The organism is Ornithinimicrobium cryptoxanthini, from assembly GCF_023923205.1.
In the GTDB taxonomy this organism is placed as follows: domain Bacteria; phylum Actinomycetota; class Actinomycetes; order Actinomycetales; family Dermatophilaceae; genus Ornithinicoccus; species Ornithinicoccus cryptoxanthini.
In genome coordinates this window covers 588300-606539 of the sequence record NZ_CP099490.1, presented here as the reverse complement: position 1 = coordinate 606539, position 18240 = coordinate 588300, and the positions used below count along the sequence as shown (strand labels likewise).

The window sequence follows — 18240 nt, the reverse complement described above, 5'->3', positions numbered from 1 at the left end:
ACCGGGACGTCCGCTAGCATGGCTCATACCTTACAAGTTCTGCAAGATTTTGCAGATTGCAGTACGGTAACAACATCTTCACGGGCAGCGCCGCCGGTGACCGACACGCCTGTGCGTCGGGGACTTCCAGGGCGTCCGCTCCTGAGGAGCTCCTGCCGGCACCCGTCGGTGGGCACGTCCTTTACAACGGATCGTCCGGCACGTTCCTGCCGGTGGAGGAGAAGTCCCAGCATGGCAACAGTGACATTCGACCAGGCCACCCGCGTCTATCCCGGTTCGGAGACGCCGGCCGTCGATGCCCTAGACATCGAGATCGCCGACGGTGAGTTCCTCGTCCTGGTCGGACCGTCCGGCTGCGGCAAGTCCACGAGCCTGCGCATGCTCGCCGGGCTCGAGGAGGTGGACAACGGCCGCATCCTGATCGGGGACCGCGACGTCACCGACCTGCCGCCCAAGGACCGCGACGTGGCGATGGTCTTCCAGAACTATGCGCTCTATCCGCACATGTCGGTGGCCGACAACATGGGCTTCGCACTGCGCATCGCCGGCAAGCCCAAGGCCGAGATCCGCCAGCGCGTCGAGGAGGCTGCCAAGATTCTCGACCTGGAGCCCTACCTGGACCGCAAGCCCAAGGCCCTCTCCGGTGGTCAGCGCCAGCGGGTGGCCATGGGCCGCGCCATCGTGCGGCAGCCGCAGGTGTTCCTGATGGATGAGCCGCTGTCCAACCTGGACGCCAAGCTGCGTGTGCAGACCCGCACCCAGATCGCCTCCCTGCAGCGCCGCCTCGGCGTCACCACCGTCTATGTGACCCACGACCAGGTCGAGGCCATGACGATGGGCGACCGCGTGGCGGTCCTCAAGGACGGCATCCTGCAGCAGTGCGACGCACCGCGCCGGATGTATGACCACCCCGACAATGTCTTCGTCGCCGGCTTCATCGGCTCCCCCGCGATGAACCTGATGCACGCCCCGGTGACCGACGGCGGGGTGCGGTTCGGCGACAGCGACCTGCCGATCGCCCGCGAGGCGCTGGCTGCTGCCGGCCCCCAGGTGGTCGTCGGGGTCCGCCCCGAGGACCTGACGATGTCCACGGACGGCGCCGGGCTGGCCGTCGAGGTCGACGTCGTGGAGGAGCTGGGCGCCGACGCCTACATCTATGGTCGCGTGCCCGGTCAGGAACCCGTCGACGGCGAGATCAGGCCGTTCATCGCTCGGGTGGACGGTCGCACGCCCCCGGCCAAGGGCGAGACGGTTCACCTGGTCCCCAAGTCCGACCACCTCCACGTCTTCCACGCCGAGACCGGGGAGCGCCTCGGCGACTGAGGAGACCTATGCCTCTGCAGATCACCGCCGCCAGGCCCGACCCGGCCATCCTCGACCTGCCCTGGCAGGTCCCGCTCGAGGAGTGGCCGGAGCACCACCTGGCGGTCCTCCCCCGCGGCATCTCCCGGCACGTCGTGCGCTTCGTGCGACTGTCGGGCGGTGTCATCGCGGTCAAGGAGATCAAGGCGGAGCTGGCGCAACGCGAGTACCGCACCCTCCAGCTCCTGCGCCGGCTCGACCAGCCGGCGGTCGAGCCGCTGGCCGTCATCGCGGGACGCACCGACGCCGAGGGCCAGGAGCTGGACGCCTGTCTGGTCACCCGGCACCTAAAGTTCTCGCTGCCCTATCGCGCGATCTTCAGCCAACGGCTGCGTCCGGACACGGCCCGCCGGGTGCTCGACGCCCTGGCGGTGCTCCTGGTGCGGCTGCACCTGGGCGGGGTCTACTGGGGCGATGTCTCCTTGTCCAACACCCTGTTCCGACGGGACGCCGGCGAGTTCGCGGCATACCTCGTCGATGCGGAGACGGCCGAGGTGCACAACACGCTCAGCGACGGGCAGCGACGACATGACCTCTTCATCGCCCACGGCAACATCGCCGGTGAGCTGATGGACCTGGCGGCCGGTGAGCTGCTCGACGAGGACGCCGACGCCCTGGAGATCGCCGACCGGCTGATGCACCGCTATGAGCTGCTGTGGCGCGAGCTCACCGCGTCCGAGCGGTTCGAGCAGGGTGACCGCTGGCGGGTGGACGAGCGCATCCGGCGCCTCAACAACCTGGGCTTCGATGTCGGCGAGCTCGCGATGAGCACCGACCTGGACGGCACGCAGATCCAGATCGAGCCCAAGGTCGTCGACGCCGGGCACCACAGCCGACGCCTCCTGCGGCTCACCGGCCTGGATGTCGAGGAGAACCAGGCCCGCCGCCTCCTCAACGACCTCGACGCCTTCCGCGCCTCGCAGGACCGTCAGAACGACGACGAGGAGATGGTCGCCCACGACTGGCTGTCGAGCATCTACGAGCCCGTGACCCGCACCGTCCCGCTGGAGCTGCGCAGCAAGCTCGAGCCCGCCGAGCTCTTCCACGAGCTCCTCGAGCACCGGTGGTATCTGTCCGAGCGCGCCGACTACGACGTGCCCCTCGAGGAGGCGGTGCGCGACTATGTGGCCACCGTGCTGCCCACCAAGCCGGACGAGGTGGCGATCCTCGGCGTGGACACCCAGGCGATCCCGATCCGGACCAAGGGCTAACCCCTCTATCTGAGGAGCTGGCCCTACTCTGGCTCGGCGTAGATATGGCGGGTGCTCGCGGGCTGGTGGTGGGCGGGGGTTGTGGACAAGGTGGGGCACTGTCGGTGGTGTCTAGTACGTTTGTTCCATGGAGTTGGAGCATGAGGTTCTCGACCTCGTCGGTGTCGCCCAGGCCGGGGCGCCGGGCGAGGCGCTCGAGCTGTTGGCGGGGATCGCGCAGGTGGGTCAGGCGATGGTCGACAGTGCACTGGCCCCGGGCGGGCCCTGGGCCAGTGCGCAGGACCAGGTCGACCTGGTCAAGGCCGCCCAGGAGGCCCTCGGCGCGCTGCACGCGGCACAGACCGCGTGGATCGCCCGGTTCGCCGCGCTGACCCTGGTCGAGAACGACACCACCGGCTGTGAGCAGGTCGATCGCGGTGTCGGGTTCGTCGACGAGTTCGCCTCCGACACCCTGGCCCCGCTGCTGGGCATGTCCCACGGCGCCGCCAGCACCAAGGTCGTGCGGGCCGCGAAGCTGGCAGCGGACCTGCCCCTGACCCTGGCCGCGCTCGCGACCGGAGAGCTGGACCTGTTCCGGGCCCAGTGCATCGCTGAGGAGCTGGCCGACGCCGACCACGACGTGTGTGCGCTCGTGGAACAGCTGGTCCACCCCCAGATCACCGGTGACACCCCGATGAAAGCCCGCAACCGGGTCCGGACCGCCCTGGCCAAGATCGACCCCGACCTGGTGCGTGAGCGGGCGGCCCGGGCCAAGCTGGACCGGTTCGTGTCCACCCGCGCCTCGCACCTGCCCGGGCTGACCCAGTGGTATGCCCAGCTCCCGGCCGAGGACTCCGCCAAGGCCTGGGCCGCGATCGATACGCTGGCCCACCAAAAGCTCAACGACGACCCGACCAAGACCCTGGACCAGCACCGCGCCGACGCCCTGACCGACCTGATCCTGGGCAACGCGACCATCGAAGCCCACGTCACCATCGCCATCCCCATCACCCCCCAGACCCCCTCCGCCGACACGACCGACACGGCTGGAGCAGGCGACGTGCCTGGAGCCAGCGGGACGGGCGCCGCGTTCGGCATCACCGACCACGGAGACAGCGACGACCAGGAAGACGGCTGCGACCAGGAAGACGGGCGCGACGAGGCTGAGCCCACTGGTGAGACTGAGCCCAGTGGTGAGGCTGAGGCCACTGGTGAGCTGGAGCCGGGCACGCTCGAGCAGCTCTGGGCGGTCCTGTCCCCGCACACCCCGACCGGCACCGGTGTCGAGATCCCCGGCATCGGAGTCATCCCCGCCCCACTGGCCCTGGCCCTGGCCGGCACCCTCGGTGCCCGGTCACCCGGATGCTGGTCGACGCCAGGACCGGCACCACGATCGAGACCTCAGCCCCCACCTACCGGCCCACCGCCGCGATCGCCAGACACGTGCGTCTGCGCGACGGCACCTGCCGCTTCCCCAACTGCGCCCGCCGGGCCGAACGCTGCGAGATCGACCACATCACCCCCTGGCCCGCCGGGCCGACCGTCGTGACCAACCTGCTCTGCCTGTGCAAGCACCACCACCGCCTCAAGCACAGCACCCGATGGCGACCAGTCCTGCACGCCGACGGCACCGTCATCTGGACCAGCCCCTACGGCGAAGAGTTCATCACCAAACCCATCGACCACACAGCCCTCGCCATCGCCTAACACGATCGCGCCTGACACGATCGCGAATGACCACACGATCGCGCCTGAGACGATCAAGCCTCACGGACGCGGCCGGCGCTCACTCCATCTCCGGACAGCAGCCTCCCCGGGTCAGCAGCGCCTAGTTGATGTCGCCGAGCCAGACGGGCCGGGTTGAGGGGTCCTCGTGGAGCCAGTGCGCCAGCCGCCGCGGAAACAGCGGTGAGCCGATCAGCTCCGCGAGGGGCACCCAGCGCACCCCGACCTGGCTGCTGTCCGGGTCGAGGACCGACAGGTCCCGCTCCCGGTCGAGCAGGTGGCACCAGAAGAAGAGCTCGGTCTGCTGGAACCTGGTGTCCCACTCCGGAAAGTGCCGGGCCCCGATGTAGTCACGACCGCAGGCCAGGTCCCCCACCCGGACGTGATAGCCCGTCTCCTCCAGGACCTCCCGGGCCGCGTTCTCCACCTTCGACTCCCCGAAGTGCTGGCCGCCACCGGGCGTCAGCCAGTACTCACCCGTCCGGCCGTGCAGCACCGTCACGAGCAGCTGGTCGTCAGCGACGACGAGACCTCGGGTGGCGGCACGGACAGTGGACATCTGAAAGCTCCTGTCAGGGCGTCACGTCAACGGGAGCGCTGCCGTGCGATCTCATAGAGCGTGACAGCCGTGGCGATGCCGGCGTTGAGGGACTCGGTGATGCCGGCCATCGGGATCGAGACGATCTGGTCGCAGGTCTCGCGCACCAATCTCGACAGCCCCTTGCCCTCGGAGCCGACGACGATCACCAGCGGTTGGTCCGCCAGCTCGAGGCCGGGCAGCTCGACGTCGCCGTCGGAGTCCAGGCCGATCACGAAGAAGCCGGCCTTGCGATAGGCCTCCAACGCCCGCGTCAGGTTCGTCGCCTGGGCCACCCGCACGCGTGACGCGGCGCCGGCAGACGTCTTCCAGGCCGCCGCGGTCACCCCGGCCGAGCGCCGGGCCGGCACCACGACGCCGTGTCCGCCGAACGCCCCGACGGACCGGATGATGGCGCCGAGGTTGCGCGGGTCGGTGATCCCGTCGAGGGCTACGATCAACGGCGTGCCGGGCAGCTCGACCGAGAGCAGGTCGTCGGGGTGCGCGTAGTCATAGGGCGGGACCTGCAGCGCCAGCCCCTGGTGCACGGAGCCGTCGGTGAGCCGGTCGAGCTCCGTGCGCGGCGCCTCGAGGATCGCGACCTCCTGCTCGGTGGCGAGCTTGATCGCCTCCCGCACCCGGTCGTCGGAGTCGATCCGGGACGCGACAAACAGGGTGTTCGCCGGCACATAGGTGCGCAGCGCCTCAAGGACGGAGTTGCGTCCCGCGACCATCTCGGTGGACGCCTTCGGACCGCCCCGCTGCGATCCCCCACGCTGCGGTCGGCCGCTCGAACCCGTCGGGGCGCGGTTGGAGCGCCGCGCCGCAGGGTGACCGGTGCGCTCGACGGCCTTGGGGGTGGGGCCCTTCCCGTCCAGACCGCGACGTCGCTGCCCGCCGCTGCCGACCTGCGGGCCCTTCTTGGCGGTCTTGCGGACCGCGCCCTTGCGCTGGGAGTTACCCGCCATCGTGATCTGCCTCAGTCCTTGTCTCGCGAGCCAGCGCCCAACGGGCGCCGGCTGGGGTGTCCTCGATGACCACGCCGACCGCAGCGAGCTGGTCGCGGATCGCGTCGGCCGTGGCGAAGTCGCGCTCGGCCCGCGCCGCCGCCCGCGCCGCCAGCTGCTGCTGCACCAGGTCGTCGAGCACGGAGTCGGCCGTCCCGGAGGCGCCAGAGGCACCCCAGACCGGGTCGAGGGGGTTGATCCCGAGCACGTCGGTCATCGCGACGAGCTCGAGCAGGTTCGTCCGGACAGCAGCACGGTCCGTGCCGTCCGCCTGGTCGAGGGCGCGGTTGCCCTCACGCACCGCGCCAAAGAGCACGGCGAGCGCCTCGGGGACGTTGAGGTCGTCATCCAGCGCAGCCGCGAACTCCCGCGGCACCGCCAACGTCGCCGCCTCGGCGGCCAGCCCGTCCGCCGGCTCGCCGAGTGCTTCGAGGGCCCGCTGGAGATAACCCTCGATCCGCTCGACCGCAGCCTGTGCCTCCTCCAGGGAGCGCTCGCCATACTCGATGGTGGAGCGGTAGTGCGCGGAGCCGATGTAGTAGCGCAGCACCAGCGGACGCACCTGTTTGGTCAGCTCACTGACCGTCAGGGTGTTGCCCAGTGACTTGCTCATCTTTTCGCCGCTGAGCGTCAGCCAGGCGTTGTGCAGCCAGTAGCGGGCGAAGCCGAGGCCGGCCGCGCGCGACTGCGCCTGCTCGTTCTCGTGGTGCGGGAAGCGCAGGTCGACGCCGCCGCCGTGGATGTCGAAGGTGTCGCCGAGGTATTTGCGCGCCATCGCGGAGCACTCCAGGTGCCACCCCGGACGACCGCGACCGTATGCCGTGGGCCAGCTCGCCGTGGCCGGCTCGTGCTCCTTGGCCCCCTTCCACAGCGCGAAGTCGCGCGGGTCCCGTTTGCCGCGCGGGTCGGCGTCGGCGGCGGGCTCCATGTCCTCGATCTTCTGGTGGGTCAGCTCGCCGTAGGCCGGCCAGGAGCGCACGTCGAAATAGACGTCGCCACTGTCGTCGGCCGCGGGGTAGGCGTGGCCGCGCTCCACCAGTGCGTCGATCAGCTCGATCATCTCGGTGATGTGACCGGTGGCCCGCGGCTCATAGGTCGGCGCCAGCACCCCGAGGGTCTCCAGGGCGCGCGTCGTCTCCCGCTCGTGGAGATAGCTCCACGCCCACCACGGGCGGTCGTGCTCGGCGGACTTGTGGAGGATCTTGTCGTCGATGTCCGTCACGTTGCGCACCAGGGTCACGTCGAACCCGTGGCCGCGGACCAGCCAACGACGCAGTATGTCGAAGGCCACCGCGAAGCGGACGTGGCCGATGTGGGGGGTCCCCTGGGTGGTGAGACCGCAGATGTAGATGCCCACCCGGCCGGGCTCGAGGGGCTCGAAGGCCCGCAGCTCACGGGTGGCGGTGTCGAACAGGTGCAGACTCACCTGCGCAAGGCTACCTGCGCTGCGGCCCGGCACAGGACAGATGTACTTCGGCACCCGTGACATCGGTGCCTACCCTGTGCCAGACGTCGTCTCTAGCGTGAGACGCATGAGAAACCAGATCCCTGAAGACACCACGACGACCCTCGCCAACACCGGCCGGCCCGGGGCGGCCGCACCGCGCACCGGCTCGACGGAGCGACGATCTCTCGTCGTCGCGGCTGCTGCTGTCGCCGCGATGCTGACCTGGCTCGTGGCCGACCCCGTCCTGAGCATCGACCTCAAGGTGCTGGAGGCTCCCGGCGGGACCACCACGAGGCTGGTCTCCGCCGGATCCATCGTCTCCTCAGCCATCATCGCGGGCCTGCTGAGCTGGGCCCTGCTGGCCGTCCTGGAGCGGAAGGCCACGCAGGGAGTGACCGTATGGCGCTGGGTCACCGCGGCCGTAGCGCTCGTCTCGCTGCTCGCGCCGCTCTCGCTCGCCCAGAACACGGGCGCGACCGTGGTCCTCACCCTGCTCCACGTGGCGGTTGCCAGCGTGCTCATCCTGGCTCTCCCGGGCACCCGCAGGGCCGGAGCAACCAGGTGATCGCCCGGTCTGGGTGTGCCTGACCATGCCGTGCCTCGCGGACCGGGCGTAGTGTTGACCGGAGGCCCTCGATGAGCGAACAACAAGAGCGGCCCGGCACACGCTCGGCTCCGGTGATGCCCGTGTCGCATGGCTCGCTGACCCGGCACGGCAGGTGGCTCGTCCTGATCTGGGCGCCACTGCTGCTGGGCGCCTATGTCATCGCGGCCGTCCAGGACCAGCAGTGGCGCGACGGGGTGCTGCTGCTGGTGACCGGCGCAGTCTTCCTGGTGACCGTCATCACCTTCCACCGTCCGAGCTCGGCACTCGGCCGCACCGTGCCGGCCTGGCTCTCACTCATCCTGCTGTCAGCCCTCGTCGGCATCACACTGGTCACCGTGCGGATCGCCGAGACGTCAGAGCTGTCGTTCATGACGATCTCCTTGCTGGCCATCGCGGCAGCCGTGGTGCTCCCTCCCCGGGTCGTGCCCGGCGTGGTCATCCTGATCGGCCTGGCGAGCGGGGTGGGTGCGCTCATCGCTGGATGGGGATGGGGCGTCGCGAGCTGGCTGAGCATCGTCACGGCACTCAGCGGCATCGGCACCCATGTCGTGCACCGCCTCGCAGCCACCAACGCGGAGCTGCACCAGACCCGGCAGCAACTGGCTGAGGCCGCGGTGAGCGCTGAGCGGATGCGCTTCTCGCGCGACCTGCACGACCTGCTCGGGCACACGCTGTCCGTGATCGTCGTCAAGGCCGAGGCGGTGCACCGGCTGGCCGCGGCTGACCCGGCCGCGTCGGCCCGACACGGCGCCGAGATCGAGACCCTGGGGCGGTCCGCGCTCACCGAGGTGCGGCAGGCCGTCGCGAACTACCGGGAGGGCAGCCTGGAGGAGGAGACCTCGCGTGCCGCCGCAGCGATGCGGGCCGGTGGGGTCGAACCGGACATCGGACACATCCCGCCCGGCCTCGACCCGGGTGCCGAGCAACAGTTGGCCTGGGTGGTCCGGGAGGCCACCACCAACGTCTTGCGACACTCCACCGCCAGCACATGTCAGGTCCGGGTGACCCGCAACGGCGGGTGGATCCGGCTGACCGTCGGCGACGACGGGCACGGGGGCCCTGGCAGCACCTCGGGTGGCACCGGCCTCGTCGGTCTGCGGGAGCGGCTGGCGCAACGCGGCGGCAACCTGACCGTGGAGCACTCAGCCGAGGGCTTCATGCTCACGGCTGAGGTTCCGGCCGCCAGCGCTGACGCAGCCGTGCCAGCACTGCAGGAGCACCGTTGACGACCCGCGTCCTGCTCGCCGAGGACCAGGGCATGCTCCGCTCTGCCATGGCCTCACTGCTGAACATCGAGCCCGACCTGCACGTCGTGGCGCAGGTCGGGCGCGGTGACGAGATCGTGCCCGCGGTCGCGGAGCACCACCCAGACGTGGCCCTGGTCGACATCGACCTTCCCGGCGGCAGCGGTCTTGACGTGCTGCCGGAACTGACCGCCGCACACCCCGAGTGCGCGGTCATCATCGTGACCACCTTTGCCCGCGCGGGTTACCTGCGTCGGGCGATGGCCGCCGGCGCCCGGGGATTCCTGGTCAAGGACGACCCCGTGGCCCTGCTTGCCGCCTCGATCCGGCAGGTGCTGGCCGGGGAGGTCGTGGTGCAACCTGACCTGGCTCTGGCCGCCCTCCGGGCACCTAGCAACCCACTCACCGACCGCGAGCAGGAGGTCTTGCAGGCGTCACGGGACGGCACGCCGGTGGCTGACATCGCCAGACGCCTGTTCCTGTCGGAACAGACCGTGCGCAACTATCTCTCCTCAGCCATCGGCAAGACCGGCGCGCGCAACCGGTTCGAGGCGCACGCCCTCGCCGAGGATCACGGCTGGGTCTGACGCACGGCGGCCGGGCGGACCCACGAGCCCGGCGCGCGCGGTCAGTCGCTGAGAGCCGTGGCCGCAAACCGCTCGAGCAGGTGCGGCCACTCGGTGAACTTCGCGCGGCTGGCGAGGTTGTCCGCCTCCCAACCACTGTGCGTGAGGGTGACAAGGGTGCCGCCGTCGACCGGGCTGAAGTCGACGGTCAGCTCGGTGGGATGGTCCCGGGGCAGCGCCAGGTGGAAGGTCATCACGAACCGCTCACCGATCTCCCACTCCAGCACCTGCCCGATCGGGTAGTCCTCACCGTCGTGGTGCAGGGCCACCACACCACCTTCCACCTCCTCGATGTCTGCCCCCTCATAGGTCCGTGGGTCAGGGGTCAGGCGCGGGTCCCACCAGTCGCCGAGGCGCTCGGTGAACACCTCAAAGGCGTGCACCGGGTCGACGTCGACCTGGTGGGTTGCCACGATCGGCCCGGTGTCCCGCTCGCGGCGGCGCCCTGTCTCGGCCATCGGCACACTCCTTCCGGTCGGGTCAGGTCAAGTCTGCTCCCAGTCGGGCCCCACCGCTAGAGAGCGAGTCACACTGTCACGGTGCGGCGCACGGCATACCGCTCCAGCAGGGTCCACAGGGCACTGGTGACCAGATAGAGCCCGGTGCCCAAAGGCATCACCACGACGGCGAACACCGAGCCGAACGACATCCACGGCACGACCTTGTTCATCGTCTGGACGATCTCGACCTGGCGCGGCTCGACTCCCTCCGCCGGAGCGATCAGGTGGGCCCTCGTCTGGCGCATGGTCAGGTAGGCCACGAGGAGGGAGACCGCGATCAGTGCGAGGAAGACTGGCAGTCCCGCACCGGCGCTCGCGGCGTGTGCGGTCATGGGGACGCCCATCAGCGTGTGGTGGAGCAGGGCGTTGGCGGTGCCGGCGATCTGCGGGGCGGCGAAGAGCCGATAGACGATGCCGAAGACCGGCAGCTGCACCAGCGCCGGCAGGCAACCGGCGACCGGGGAGACTCCCTCTCGCTGGTGCAGCTCGAGCAGCTCGCGCTGCAGCCGTTCGGGGTTCTTGCCGTGCTGGGTGCGCACCTGCGCGACCATCGGTGCGATGCGCTGTCGGTGCAGGGTGGCACGGTATGTCGCCCGGTTGAGTGGGTGCATCAGCAGCCGGACCAGGACGGTGAGCAGGACGATGACGACGGACATCGGCAGCCACGCGGCGGTGGCGTCGATCAGGTGGTGCAGGGGGAGCAGGAAGGGGTCGATCCAGGACAACACGGTTCCTCCGAGGAAGGTTGGGACGAGGGGTCGTCTCGGAGGTGCCCGCGGCAGTCGGCGCCGCTGGAGCGGTTGGCTCAGCCGGCGGGCCGCAGGAGGACCTCCGCGGCGACGCGCCCCGGGGCCCTCGGTTGCGGGTTGCCGGGCAGGTCCGGCGCGAGCAGTGGCATCGGGGCCCGACCCCACTGGCGGCGCAGCCGGTCGGCCCCCGGGATGACAGTCCCGGTCGTGGCCACCACCAGCGTGACGGCGTTGGTGGTCACCGTCAGGCTGACCAGGAGCAGCACGCCTAGCCCCACTGCCAGGGTGGCGGTGTCGGCGGTCGTCATCGCCAGGGCCCCGACCAGGACCGCGCTCAGCAGCATCCCGAGCAGGGAGCGGCGGCGGTCGGTCGGGTGCATGGCCCCAAGGATACGGGCAGGCACCGTCAGCTCGATGCCTCAGTGACCGCGGTCGATCCACTCCTGACGGTGGGGCGCCTCGGCACCGATGCTCGTGGAGTCGCCGTGGCCGGTGTGGACGACCGTGTCCAGCGGCAGGGTGAGCAGCTTGCGGGTGATCGAGTCGATGATGGTGTCGAAGTCGCTGAAGGACCGTCCGGTCGCGCCAGGGCCGCCCTGGAACAGGGTGTCGCCGCTGAAGACGACACCGAGGGCCGGGGCGTGGAAGCAGCACGCTCCCGGTGAGTGGCCAGGGGTGTGCAGCACCTGCAGGACGGTGCCGGCCACCTCGACCGTGTCGCCGTCCTCGAGCTCGTCGGTCGGCGGCTCGGCGTGCACCCGGTCCCACAGCATGCGGTCCTCGGCATGCAGGTGGGTCGGTGCCCCGGTGGCCTCGGCCAGCGCGAGCGCGGCGTCGATGTGGTCGTCGTGGGCGTGCGTCAGCAGGATCGCGGTGACGGTCCGGCCGGCCACGACCTCCAGGATCGCGTCGACGTCGTGCGGTGCATCGATGACCACGCACTCGCGGTCGTCACCGAGGACCCACACGTTGTTGTCGACCTCCCACGTCCCGCCGTCGAGGCTGAACGTGCCAGAGGTGACCGCCCGGTCGATGCGGGGAGAGCTCACGGCGTTCACAGGACCACCACCGAGCGCAGCACCTCGCCGCGTTCCATCTTGCTGAACGCCCCCTCGATCTCGTCCAGGGCGATCGTCTCGCTGACGAACCCGTCAAGGTCGAAGCGCCCCTGTCGATACAGATCGATCAGCATCGGGAAGTCACGGGAGGGCAGGCAGTCGCCATACCAGCTGGACTTCAGCGAACCGCCGCGGCCAAAGACGTCCAGGAGCGGCAGCTCGATCTTCATGTCCGGCGTGGGGACGCCCACCAGGACGACCGTGCCGGCCAGGTCGCGGGCATAGAACGCCTGCTCATAGGTCTCCGGACGGCCCACGGCGTCGACCACCAGGTCGGCGCCGAACCCTCCCGTCAACTCCTGGATGGCCACGATCGGGTCCCGCCCGGAGCTGTTGACGGTGTGCGTGGCCCCGAAGCCCTTGGCGGACTCCAGCTTCCGCTCATCCAGGTCGACCGCGATGATCGTCGTCGCTCCGGCGAGCGCGGCACCCGCGATGGCGGCACAGCCGACGCCACCGCAGCCGATCACCGCCACGGAGTCACCACGGCGCACCCCGCCGGTGTTGACCGCGGCGCCGAAGCCGGCCATGATGCCGCAGCCCAGGAGGCCGGCGGCTGCGGCCGAGGCCTCCCGGTCGACCTTGGTGCACTGACCGGCGGCGACCAGGGTCTTCTCGATGAAGGCGCCGATGCCGAGCGCCGGTGAGAGCTCGGTGCCGTCGGTCAGGGTCATCTTCTGCGTGGCGTTGGCGGTGTTGAAGCAATACCAGGGCTCACCCTTGGCGCACGCGCGGCACTGACCGCAGACGGCCCGCCAGTTGAGGATCACGAAGTCGCCCGGCGCGACCTCGGTCACACCCTCGCCCACCGCCTCGACGGTGCCGGCCGCCTCATGGCCCAGCAGGAATGGGAACTCGTCGTTGATGCCACCCTGGCGGTAGTGCAGGTCGGTGTGGCACACGCCGCAGGCCTCGACGGTGACCACCACCTCACCGGGCCCGGGGTCGGGGACGAGCACATCGACCACCTCGACGTCGGCTCCCTTGCTCCGGGCGATGACTCCCTTGACGGTGCTGGGCATTGAGTGACCCCTTTGACTCGGCTGCTGATGGTCCGGACCAATCTAGGCGGTCCGCCCGCCACCGTCACCCCTGCGGGTGGATCAGGGCGGTGGCGATGGCCGCGGTCCCCTCCCCCCGACCGGTCAGCCCGAGCCCGTCGGTCGTGGTCGCTGACACCGACACCGGCGCCCCGCCCAGTGCCGCCGACATCGCCGCGGCCGCCTCCGCGCGCCGTGGCCCGACCTTGGGACTGTTGCCGATCACCTGGACGGAGACGTTGCCCACGCCCCAGCCTTGCTGGGTCAGCAACCTGAGCACCTCGCCGAGCATCGCCGCACCGGAGGCACCGGCCAGCTCCGGGCGGTCGGTGCCGAAGACCAGACCGAGGTCTCCGAGCCCGGCCGCGCTCAGCAGGGCGTCACAGGCTGCGTGGGCGGCGACGTCCCCGTCGGAGTGCCCCTCGATCCCGCGCTCTCCCGGCCACTCCAGGCAGGCGAGGCGCAGAGGCCGGTCGTCCTCGGCATACCGGTGGACGTCGATGCCAGTGCCGACGCGGACGGAGGGCTGGGCGGGACCGGTCGTCATACGCCCACACTAGGGCGGTCGCGACAGCGCGGCGCGCATCGACCACACTGAGGAGCGTGGAACTTCGCATCTTCACCGAGCCCCAGCAGGGCGCCAGCTATGACGACCAGCTGCAGGTCGCCCGGACCGCCGAGGCCTGCGGCTATGGCGCCTTCTTCCGCTCCGACCACTACCTCGCGATGGGAGGCGACGGGTTGCCGGGGCCGACCGACGCCTGGGTCACGCTGGCAGCGCTGGCCCGGGAGACCTCGACGATCCGGCTCGGCACCCTGGTCAGCTCCGCGACCTTCCGACTGCCCGGACCGACGGCCATCACGGTCGCGCAGGTCGACGCGATGAGCTGCGGCCGGGTGGAGTTCGGCCTCGGTGCCGGGTGGTTCGAGACCGAGCACACGGCCTACGGCATCCCGTTCCCGTCGGTCGGGCGGCGCTTCGACGTCCTGGAGGACTCACTCGCCGTGATCACCGGGCTGTGGGGCACGGCGGAGGGAGAGTCCTTCTCGTATGCCGGACCCACCGTGACCGTCACCGACTCACCTGCTCTGCCCACACCGGTGCAGCACGACCCGGTCTCCGGCGGGCCGCCGGTGATCGTCGGCGGCATGGGCAGGCGCCGCACCCCGGCCCTGGCGGCTCGCTATGCCGCCGAGTTCAACGTGGCGTTCGCGTCACTGGCGGACGCGCAGGTGCAGTTCGAGCGGGTCGCCGTCGCCTGCGGTGAGGCCGGTCGGCAGCCGGACAGCCTGCTGCGCTCGGCCGCCCTGGTCGCCGTGGTCGGCCGGGACGAGGCAGAGTTCCGGCAGCGGGCCGAGGCGATCGGCCGGGAGCCGGAGGAGCTGCGCGCCCACGGCCTCGCGGGGACGCCGGGCGAGGTCGTCGACCGCATCGGCACGTGGGCCGAGCAGACCGGCATCGACCGGGCCTATCTGCAGGTGCTGGACCTGTCCGACGACGTCGTGAGTCACCTCGAGCTGATCGCCGCGGACGTCATGCCTCAGGTCGCGTGATCCTGTCGGCCGGGGGCTTGCGTGTGGTTTGTTCCCCCCGGGGGGCTAATTCCCACGCGATGGGGCGGCCGCGTCGACCACCGCTGCCTTGACCAGCGCCGTCTCGACCGCTGCGACCAGCTCCACCACCGGTTGACCGGTGGTGTCCAGCGAGAGATCGGCCTCGGGCCAGGGCTCGTAGCCGCTGGTCAGCACCTCTTCCCACCGGGGCACCAGGTGGCCGGGGATATCTGCCGTGCGGGTGTCGACCCGTCGACGGTGCTCTGCCCCGGCACAAGTCAGCTCGACCTGGAGCACTCGTGCCCCTGCCCGGCGGGCGACCTCCTGCCAGGCCTGCCGGGTCACCGCCAGCGGGTTCACCGAGTCGGCCACCACGTCGAGTCCGAGCGTCAGCTGGTCGGCGGCCACGGCGTAGGCCGCTGCGTAGCCCTCCGGACCGGGTGACCGATCCGGTGCGTCACCGGCCCGAAGCAGTGCCTGCTCGATGGTGTCCACGCGTGCATGCGCGGCTCCGCGGGCTGCCGCCCACGCGCGGGCGAGCGTGGTCTTGCCGGTCCCGGGCCGGCCCCCGAGCACCAGCAGCACGGGCGGCACCGGCGGCTGACCGTCGTGCCGCGTCACGTCAGCGACCCACCCGTCTGCGATGGCCAGATCCTGGGGGCCGGTGACCTTCAGCGCCCGCGGGTCACCCTCCACCACAAAGACAGCCCGGCCCAGTGTCTCCACCAGGCCAGCGTCGTCGGTGACCGCGCCGCGGGCCTCCCGGTGCGCCAGCTCCAGCGTCTCGCGCAGGAAACCCTGAGGTGTCTGCACGGCACGGAGCGCCGCGCGGTCGGGGGTGGAGACAACATGCCCCCGGGCGTCAACGATCTTGATCGTGTCGGTGACGGGCAGCGCCGGCGTCACCGCCGGGTGCCCGTGCCGGACAGCGGCCACGACCCGCTCGAAGACGTTCGCCGGCGTGAGTGCCCGGGCTGCGTCGTGCACCAACACGATGCCGACCCCACCGGGCATGGCCGCAAGCCCTGCGGCGACCGAGTCGGTGCGCTCAGCGCCCCCCGCCACCACCTGGACCTCAACTGGTGCCGCTGGTGGCGCGAGCCGCACGGCCTCGGTGAGCTCCGGCATACGATCTGGCGGGGCCACCACGACGACATCGGTCAGGCCCGGACATGACAACACGCCCCGGAGGGCGTGCGTCACGATCGGGACTGCACCGAGTGGCACCAGGGCCTTCGGCAGATCTGCTCCGAGTCGGGTGCCGCGGCCGGCGGCCACGAGGATGACCCCGACCCGGTGCTGTTCGGTCAGGAGGCCAGGACCTCGTCCAGGGTGGCACCGGCCGTGTCCTCGTTGGTCTTCTCCGCGAGCGCGAGCTCGGAGACCAGGATCTGGCGGGCCTTGTTGAGCAGGCGCTTCTCACCCGTGGACAGGCCGCGGTCCTTATCGCGACGCCACAGGTCGCGCACGACCTCAGCCACGCGGATCACGTCACCGGAGGCGAGCTTCTCGAGGTTGGCCTTGTAACGGCGGGACCAGTTGGTCGGCTCTTCCGTGTGCTCCGCGCGGAGCACCTCGAAGACCTTGTCCAGACCCTCCTTGCCGACGACGTCGCGAACACCGACCAGATCACAGTTTTCTGCGGGAACCTCGATGGTCAGATCGCCTTGTGCGACCTTGAGCTTGAGGTAGAGCTTCTCCTCGCCCTTGATGGTGCGCTTCTTCATTTCTTCGATCAGTGCGGCCCCGTGGTGCGGGTACACGACTGTCTCGCCGACCTTGAACGTCATCTTCAGTTAGCCCCTTTCGCGGACTTCAAGGATAACATGCGTGGCGCAGATCACGTAATGACAATCGTGATATTTGTGCTGGTCAGAGTCTCAGGAGGCCGTTTCATGGGTCTGCTGACGACCTCGCCGCCGACACGAGATCCGCTGGTGGGGCAGGCCTCCACCGCCGGAGTCGCGGGGCCGCTAGAGTGTCGTCGTGATCTTCCGGACCGCTGCACCGCACACCGCCCCTCGTTCCCGCCGCCTGGCGCTCGCCGGGTTCGCGCTGACGGCCGCGCTGGGCCTCGGCGCGTGCCAGATGACCTCGCCGGTCACCACCGACATGATCTATGACCCTGCCGACGGTGTCTCGGTGGACGTCGGCGACGTCGCCGTGCGTGACCTGCTCATCGTCAGTGAGGGGGACGGGGCCCCCGGTGTCGTCAGCGGTCTCGTCGTGAACAACTCCGCAGAGCCGGCCGAGGTCACTCTCGTGATCAGTGCGGACGGCCAGGCCACCCCGCTCTCCCCGACCGTGTCCGTCCCAGCTGGCCAGAGCGTGCGCCTGGATGGCCAGCAGGCCGACAGCCCGACCGAGGCCGTGAGCATCCCCGCCGTCGCGGCAGCTCCCGGCGGCAACGTGGAGATCCTGGTCCAGACCAGTGACGGTCAGGCCGACAGCGCACTGACTCCGGTCCTGCTCCCGGAGGGCTACTACAGCGACCTGGTCTCCAGCACCGCTGACGTCAGCAGCTGAGCGCGCTCCCCTCACCAGGCGCCACCAACGCCCAGAGCGGCCCACACCCCCTGCGGTGTGGGCTGCCCCGTGTTGTCGGGCGAGACGTGTTGTCGGGCGAGACGTGTTGTCGGGCGAGACGTGTTGTCGGGCGAGACGTGTTGCCGGGCGAGACGAGAGGGCTGTCGCCCACGAGATGAGCTGCGCGTTCAGCCCAGCGGCTCGACCCGCGACACGTCCATCCGCTCCTCGATGTGGAGGTCCTCCTCGGGCCACTCGCCCGTCACGAGGTAGACCACCCGCTGGGCGATCGAGACGGCGTGGTCGCCGAAGCGCTCGTAGTAGCGACTGAGCAGTGTGGCGTCGATCGCCGCCTCGACACCGTGACCCCAGTCGTCGGCGAGCAGGGTGCGGAAGACCTCGCGGTGCAGCTCGTCCATCTCGTCGTCGGTGACCAGCAACTGCGGCACCGCCTCGACGTCGTTGTTCGCGATGATGCGCCCGGCTTCCGCGACCAGGTCCTCGGCCACCTCGGCCATCCGGGTGAACATCGGCTCCAGCGGGCCGCGCAGGACCTTGTGGGGATAGCGCAGGCGGGTCAGTTTGGCCACGTGCCGAGCGAGGTCACCCATGCGCTCCAGGTCAGAGCTCATCCGCATCGCCATCACGAGCTGGCGCAGGTCGGTCGCAACCGGTTGCTGGCGCGCCAGCACGTCCACGGCCCGGCTGTCGAGGTCGCGCCGCACCAGGTCGATCGTGTCGTCGGCCGAGATCACGGCCTCGGCCAGCTCCAGATCAGCCGTCAGCAGCGCCGTGGTGGCGCGGTCCAGCGCCGTCGAGGTCAGCCTCGTCATCTCGACCAGCTGGTCGGAGATGAACTGCAGCTCCTCGGTGAATGCCCTTCGCATATAGGGCCGCCTCTCTTTCCTTCTCGGTGCCCTCATCAGTTTCTGTGGGACCTTCTCAGGCCCAGATGAACGCATTCCTGA

At 70.2% G+C, this 18240-nt stretch carries 21 protein-coding genes; 9 read left to right on the top strand and 12 right to left on the bottom strand.

Annotated elements, in window-relative coordinates; genetic code table 11:
* Window positions 1–231: 231 nt before the first annotated feature.
* From NF557_RS02835 to NF557_RS02820, 4 genes are all read left to right on the top strand, one after another.
* Window positions 232–1323 (top strand): ABC transporter ATP-binding protein, encoded by a 1092-nt coding sequence (locus NF557_RS02835; RefSeq protein WP_252621582.1) that lies wholly within the window; start codon window positions 232–234, stop codon window positions 1321–1323.
* Window positions 1324–1331: 8 nt separating this feature from the next.
* Window positions 1332–2573 carry a DUF4032 domain-containing protein gene (locus NF557_RS02830; RefSeq protein WP_252621581.1) on the top strand — a complete coding sequence of 414 codons (1242 nt, stop codon included), beginning with the start codon at window positions 1332–1334 and terminating at the stop codon, window positions 2571–2573.
* 127 nt (window positions 2574–2700) lie between these two features.
* On the top strand, window positions 2701–4101 hold the full coding sequence (locus NF557_RS02825) for a DUF222 domain-containing protein (protein WP_252621580.1): 1401 nt from the start codon (window positions 2701–2703) through the stop codon (window positions 4099–4101).
* Window positions 4098–4259 (top strand): hypothetical protein, encoded by a 162-nt coding sequence (locus tag NF557_RS02820; protein WP_252621579.1) that lies wholly within the window; start codon window positions 4098–4100, stop codon window positions 4257–4259. Before NF557_RS02825 ends, NF557_RS02820 begins: the two co-directional genes overlap by 4 nt.
* 121 nt (window positions 4260–4380) lie before the next feature.
* Here NF557_RS02820 and NF557_RS02815 read toward each other — a convergent pair whose 3' ends face one another.
* Genes NF557_RS02815 through cysS form a run of 3 tightly spaced genes read right to left on the bottom strand, consistent with a single transcriptional unit; the run spans window position 4381 to window position 7287 of the window.
* On the bottom strand, window positions 4381–4836 hold the full coding sequence (locus NF557_RS02815; protein ID WP_252621578.1) for an NUDIX domain-containing protein: 456 nt from the start codon (window positions 4834–4836) through the stop codon (window positions 4381–4383).
* 26 nt (window positions 4837–4862) lie between these two features.
* Window positions 4863–5822, bottom strand: a complete 960-nt coding sequence (gene rlmB / locus NF557_RS02810; RefSeq protein ID WP_252621577.1) for a 23S rRNA (guanosine(2251)-2'-O)-methyltransferase RlmB — start codon at window positions 5820–5822, stop codon at window positions 4863–4865.
* The gene (gene cysS / locus NF557_RS02805) at window positions 5812–7287 is read right to left on the bottom strand and encodes a cysteine--tRNA ligase (RefSeq protein ID WP_252621576.1); all 1476 of its coding nucleotides are present in this window, start codon (window positions 7285–7287) and stop codon (window positions 5812–5814) included. Before cysS ends, rlmB begins: the two co-directional genes overlap by 11 nt.
* 106 nt (window positions 7288–7393) lie before the next feature.
* Here cysS and NF557_RS02800 point away from each other — a divergent pair, with 106 nt between their 5' ends.
* The 3 genes from NF557_RS02800 (at window position 7394) to NF557_RS02790 (ending at window position 9746) form a co-directional block, all read left to right on the top strand.
* Window positions 7394–7873: a DUF6069 family protein gene (locus tag NF557_RS02800; protein ID WP_252621575.1), complete on the top strand. Its 480-nt coding sequence runs from the start codon at window positions 7394–7396 to the stop codon at window positions 7871–7873.
* 116 nt (window positions 7874–7989) lie between these two features.
* Window positions 7990–9141 (top strand): sensor histidine kinase, encoded by a 1152-nt coding sequence (locus NF557_RS02795; RefSeq protein ID WP_252621574.1) that lies wholly within the window; start codon window positions 7990–7992, stop codon window positions 9139–9141.
* A complete protein-coding gene (locus NF557_RS02790; RefSeq protein ID WP_256842855.1) occupies window positions 9138–9746 on the top strand; it encodes a response regulator transcription factor in 609 nt (202 codons plus the stop codon). The genes NF557_RS02795 and NF557_RS02790 overlap by 4 nt, the downstream gene beginning before the upstream one ends.
* 41 nt (window positions 9747–9787) lie before the next feature.
* Here the strand turns inward: NF557_RS02790 and NF557_RS02785 are convergent, their stop codons facing one another.
* The 6 genes from NF557_RS02785 to ispF form a co-directional block, all read right to left on the bottom strand.
* Window positions 9788–10243, bottom strand: coding sequence for an SRPBCC domain-containing protein (locus tag NF557_RS02785; protein ID WP_252621573.1), 456 nt, complete (start codon window positions 10241–10243; stop codon window positions 9788–9790).
* Window positions 10244–10311: 68 nt separating this feature from the next.
* Window positions 10312–11013, bottom strand: coding sequence for a YidC/Oxa1 family membrane protein insertase (locus NF557_RS02780; protein WP_252621572.1), 702 nt, complete (start codon window positions 11011–11013; stop codon window positions 10312–10314).
* 77 nt (window positions 11014–11090) lie between these two features.
* Complete coding sequence (locus NF557_RS02775; RefSeq protein WP_252621571.1) at window positions 11091–11414, bottom strand: hypothetical protein; 324 nt, start codon at window positions 11412–11414, stop codon at window positions 11091–11093.
* Between the two features lie 39 nt (window positions 11415–11453).
* Entirely contained in the window at window positions 11454–12083 is a 630-nt protein-coding gene (locus NF557_RS02770; RefSeq protein WP_252621570.1) for an MBL fold metallo-hydrolase, read from the bottom strand.
* A gap of 5 nt (window positions 12084–12088) precedes the next feature.
* Window positions 12089–13174 carry an S-(hydroxymethyl)mycothiol dehydrogenase gene (locus NF557_RS02765; protein WP_252621569.1) on the bottom strand — a complete coding sequence of 362 codons (1086 nt, stop codon included), beginning with the start codon at window positions 13172–13174 and terminating at the stop codon, window positions 12089–12091.
* A gap of 64 nt (window positions 13175–13238) precedes the next feature.
* On the bottom strand, window positions 13239–13739 hold the full coding sequence (gene ispF, locus NF557_RS02760; protein ID WP_252621568.1) for a 2-C-methyl-D-erythritol 2,4-cyclodiphosphate synthase: 501 nt from the start codon (window positions 13737–13739) through the stop codon (window positions 13239–13241).
* Window positions 13740–13795: 56 nt separating this feature from the next.
* Between ispF and NF557_RS02755 the strand changes: the two genes are divergently transcribed.
* Window positions 13796–14746 carry an LLM class F420-dependent oxidoreductase gene (locus NF557_RS02755; protein WP_252621567.1) on the top strand — a complete coding sequence of 317 codons (951 nt, stop codon included), beginning with the start codon at window positions 13796–13798 and terminating at the stop codon, window positions 14744–14746.
* 45 nt (window positions 14747–14791) lie between these two features.
* Here NF557_RS02755 and ispD read toward each other — a convergent pair whose 3' ends face one another.
* Window positions 14792–16024, bottom strand: coding sequence for a 2-C-methyl-D-erythritol 4-phosphate cytidylyltransferase (gene ispD, locus NF557_RS17680; protein ID WP_342454500.1), 1233 nt, complete (start codon window positions 16022–16024; stop codon window positions 14792–14794).
* A gap of 29 nt (window positions 16025–16053) precedes the next feature.
* A complete protein-coding gene (locus NF557_RS02740; protein ID WP_252621566.1) occupies window positions 16054–16536 on the bottom strand; it encodes a CarD family transcriptional regulator in 483 nt (160 codons plus the stop codon).
* Between the two features lie 196 nt (window positions 16537–16732).
* Between NF557_RS02740 and NF557_RS02735 the strand changes: the two genes are divergently transcribed.
* Complete coding sequence (locus NF557_RS02735) at window positions 16733–17272, top strand: hypothetical protein (protein ID WP_252621565.1); 540 nt, start codon at window positions 16733–16735, stop codon at window positions 17270–17272.
* Between the two features lie 188 nt (window positions 17273–17460).
* On the opposite strand, the gene phoU is transcribed toward NF557_RS02735, so the two are convergent.
* Window positions 17461–18159, bottom strand: coding sequence for a phosphate signaling complex protein PhoU (gene phoU / locus NF557_RS02730; RefSeq protein ID WP_252621564.1), 699 nt, complete (start codon window positions 18157–18159; stop codon window positions 17461–17463).
* Between the last annotated feature and the right edge of the window lie 81 nt (window positions 18160–18240).

Excerpts from the sequence above, each read along its gene's own strand:
- NF557_RS02835 (WP_252621582.1), top strand. The coding sequence starts at position 232 with ATGGCAACAGTGACATTCGACCAGGCCACCCGCGTCTATCCCGGTTCG.
- NF557_RS02830 (WP_252621581.1), top strand. The coding sequence starts at position 1,332 with ATGCCTCTGCAGATCACCGCCGCCAGGCCCGACCCGGCCATCCTCGAC.
- NF557_RS02800 (WP_252621575.1), top strand. The coding sequence starts at position 7,394 with ATGAGAAACCAGATCCCTGAAGACACCACGACGACCCTCGCCAACACC.
- NF557_RS02795 (WP_252621574.1), top strand. The coding sequence starts at position 7,990 with ATGCCCGTGTCGCATGGCTCGCTGACCCGGCACGGCAGGTGGCTCGTC.
- NF557_RS02775 (WP_252621571.1), bottom strand. The coding sequence starts at position 11,414 with ATGCACCCGACCGACCGCCGCCGCTCCCTGCTCGGGATGCTGCTGAGC.
- phoU (WP_252621564.1), bottom strand. The coding sequence starts at position 18,159 with ATGCGAAGGGCATTCACCGAGGAGCTGCAGTTCATCTCCGACCAGCTG.
- rlmB (WP_252621577.1), bottom strand. The coding sequence starts at position 5,822 with ATGGCGGGTAACTCCCAGCGCAAGGGCGCGGTCCGCAAGACCGCCAAG.
- NF557_RS02740 (WP_252621566.1), bottom strand. The coding sequence starts at position 16,536 with ATGACGTTCAAGGTCGGCGAGACAGTCGTGTACCCGCACCACGGGGCC.
- NF557_RS02785 (WP_252621573.1), bottom strand. The coding sequence starts at position 10,243 with ATGGCCGAGACAGGGCGCCGCCGCGAGCGGGACACCGGGCCGATCGTG.
- NF557_RS02815 (WP_252621578.1), bottom strand. The coding sequence starts at position 4,836 with ATGTCCACTGTCCGTGCCGCCACCCGAGGTCTCGTCGTCGCTGACGAC.
- NF557_RS02825 (WP_252621580.1), top strand. The coding sequence starts at position 2,701 with ATGGAGTTGGAGCATGAGGTTCTCGACCTCGTCGGTGTCGCCCAGGCC.
- NF557_RS02765 (WP_252621569.1), bottom strand. The coding sequence starts at position 13,174 with ATGCCCAGCACCGTCAAGGGAGTCATCGCCCGGAGCAAGGGAGCCGAC.
- ispF (WP_252621568.1), bottom strand. The coding sequence starts at position 13,739 with ATGACGACCGGTCCCGCCCAGCCCTCCGTCCGCGTCGGCACTGGCATC.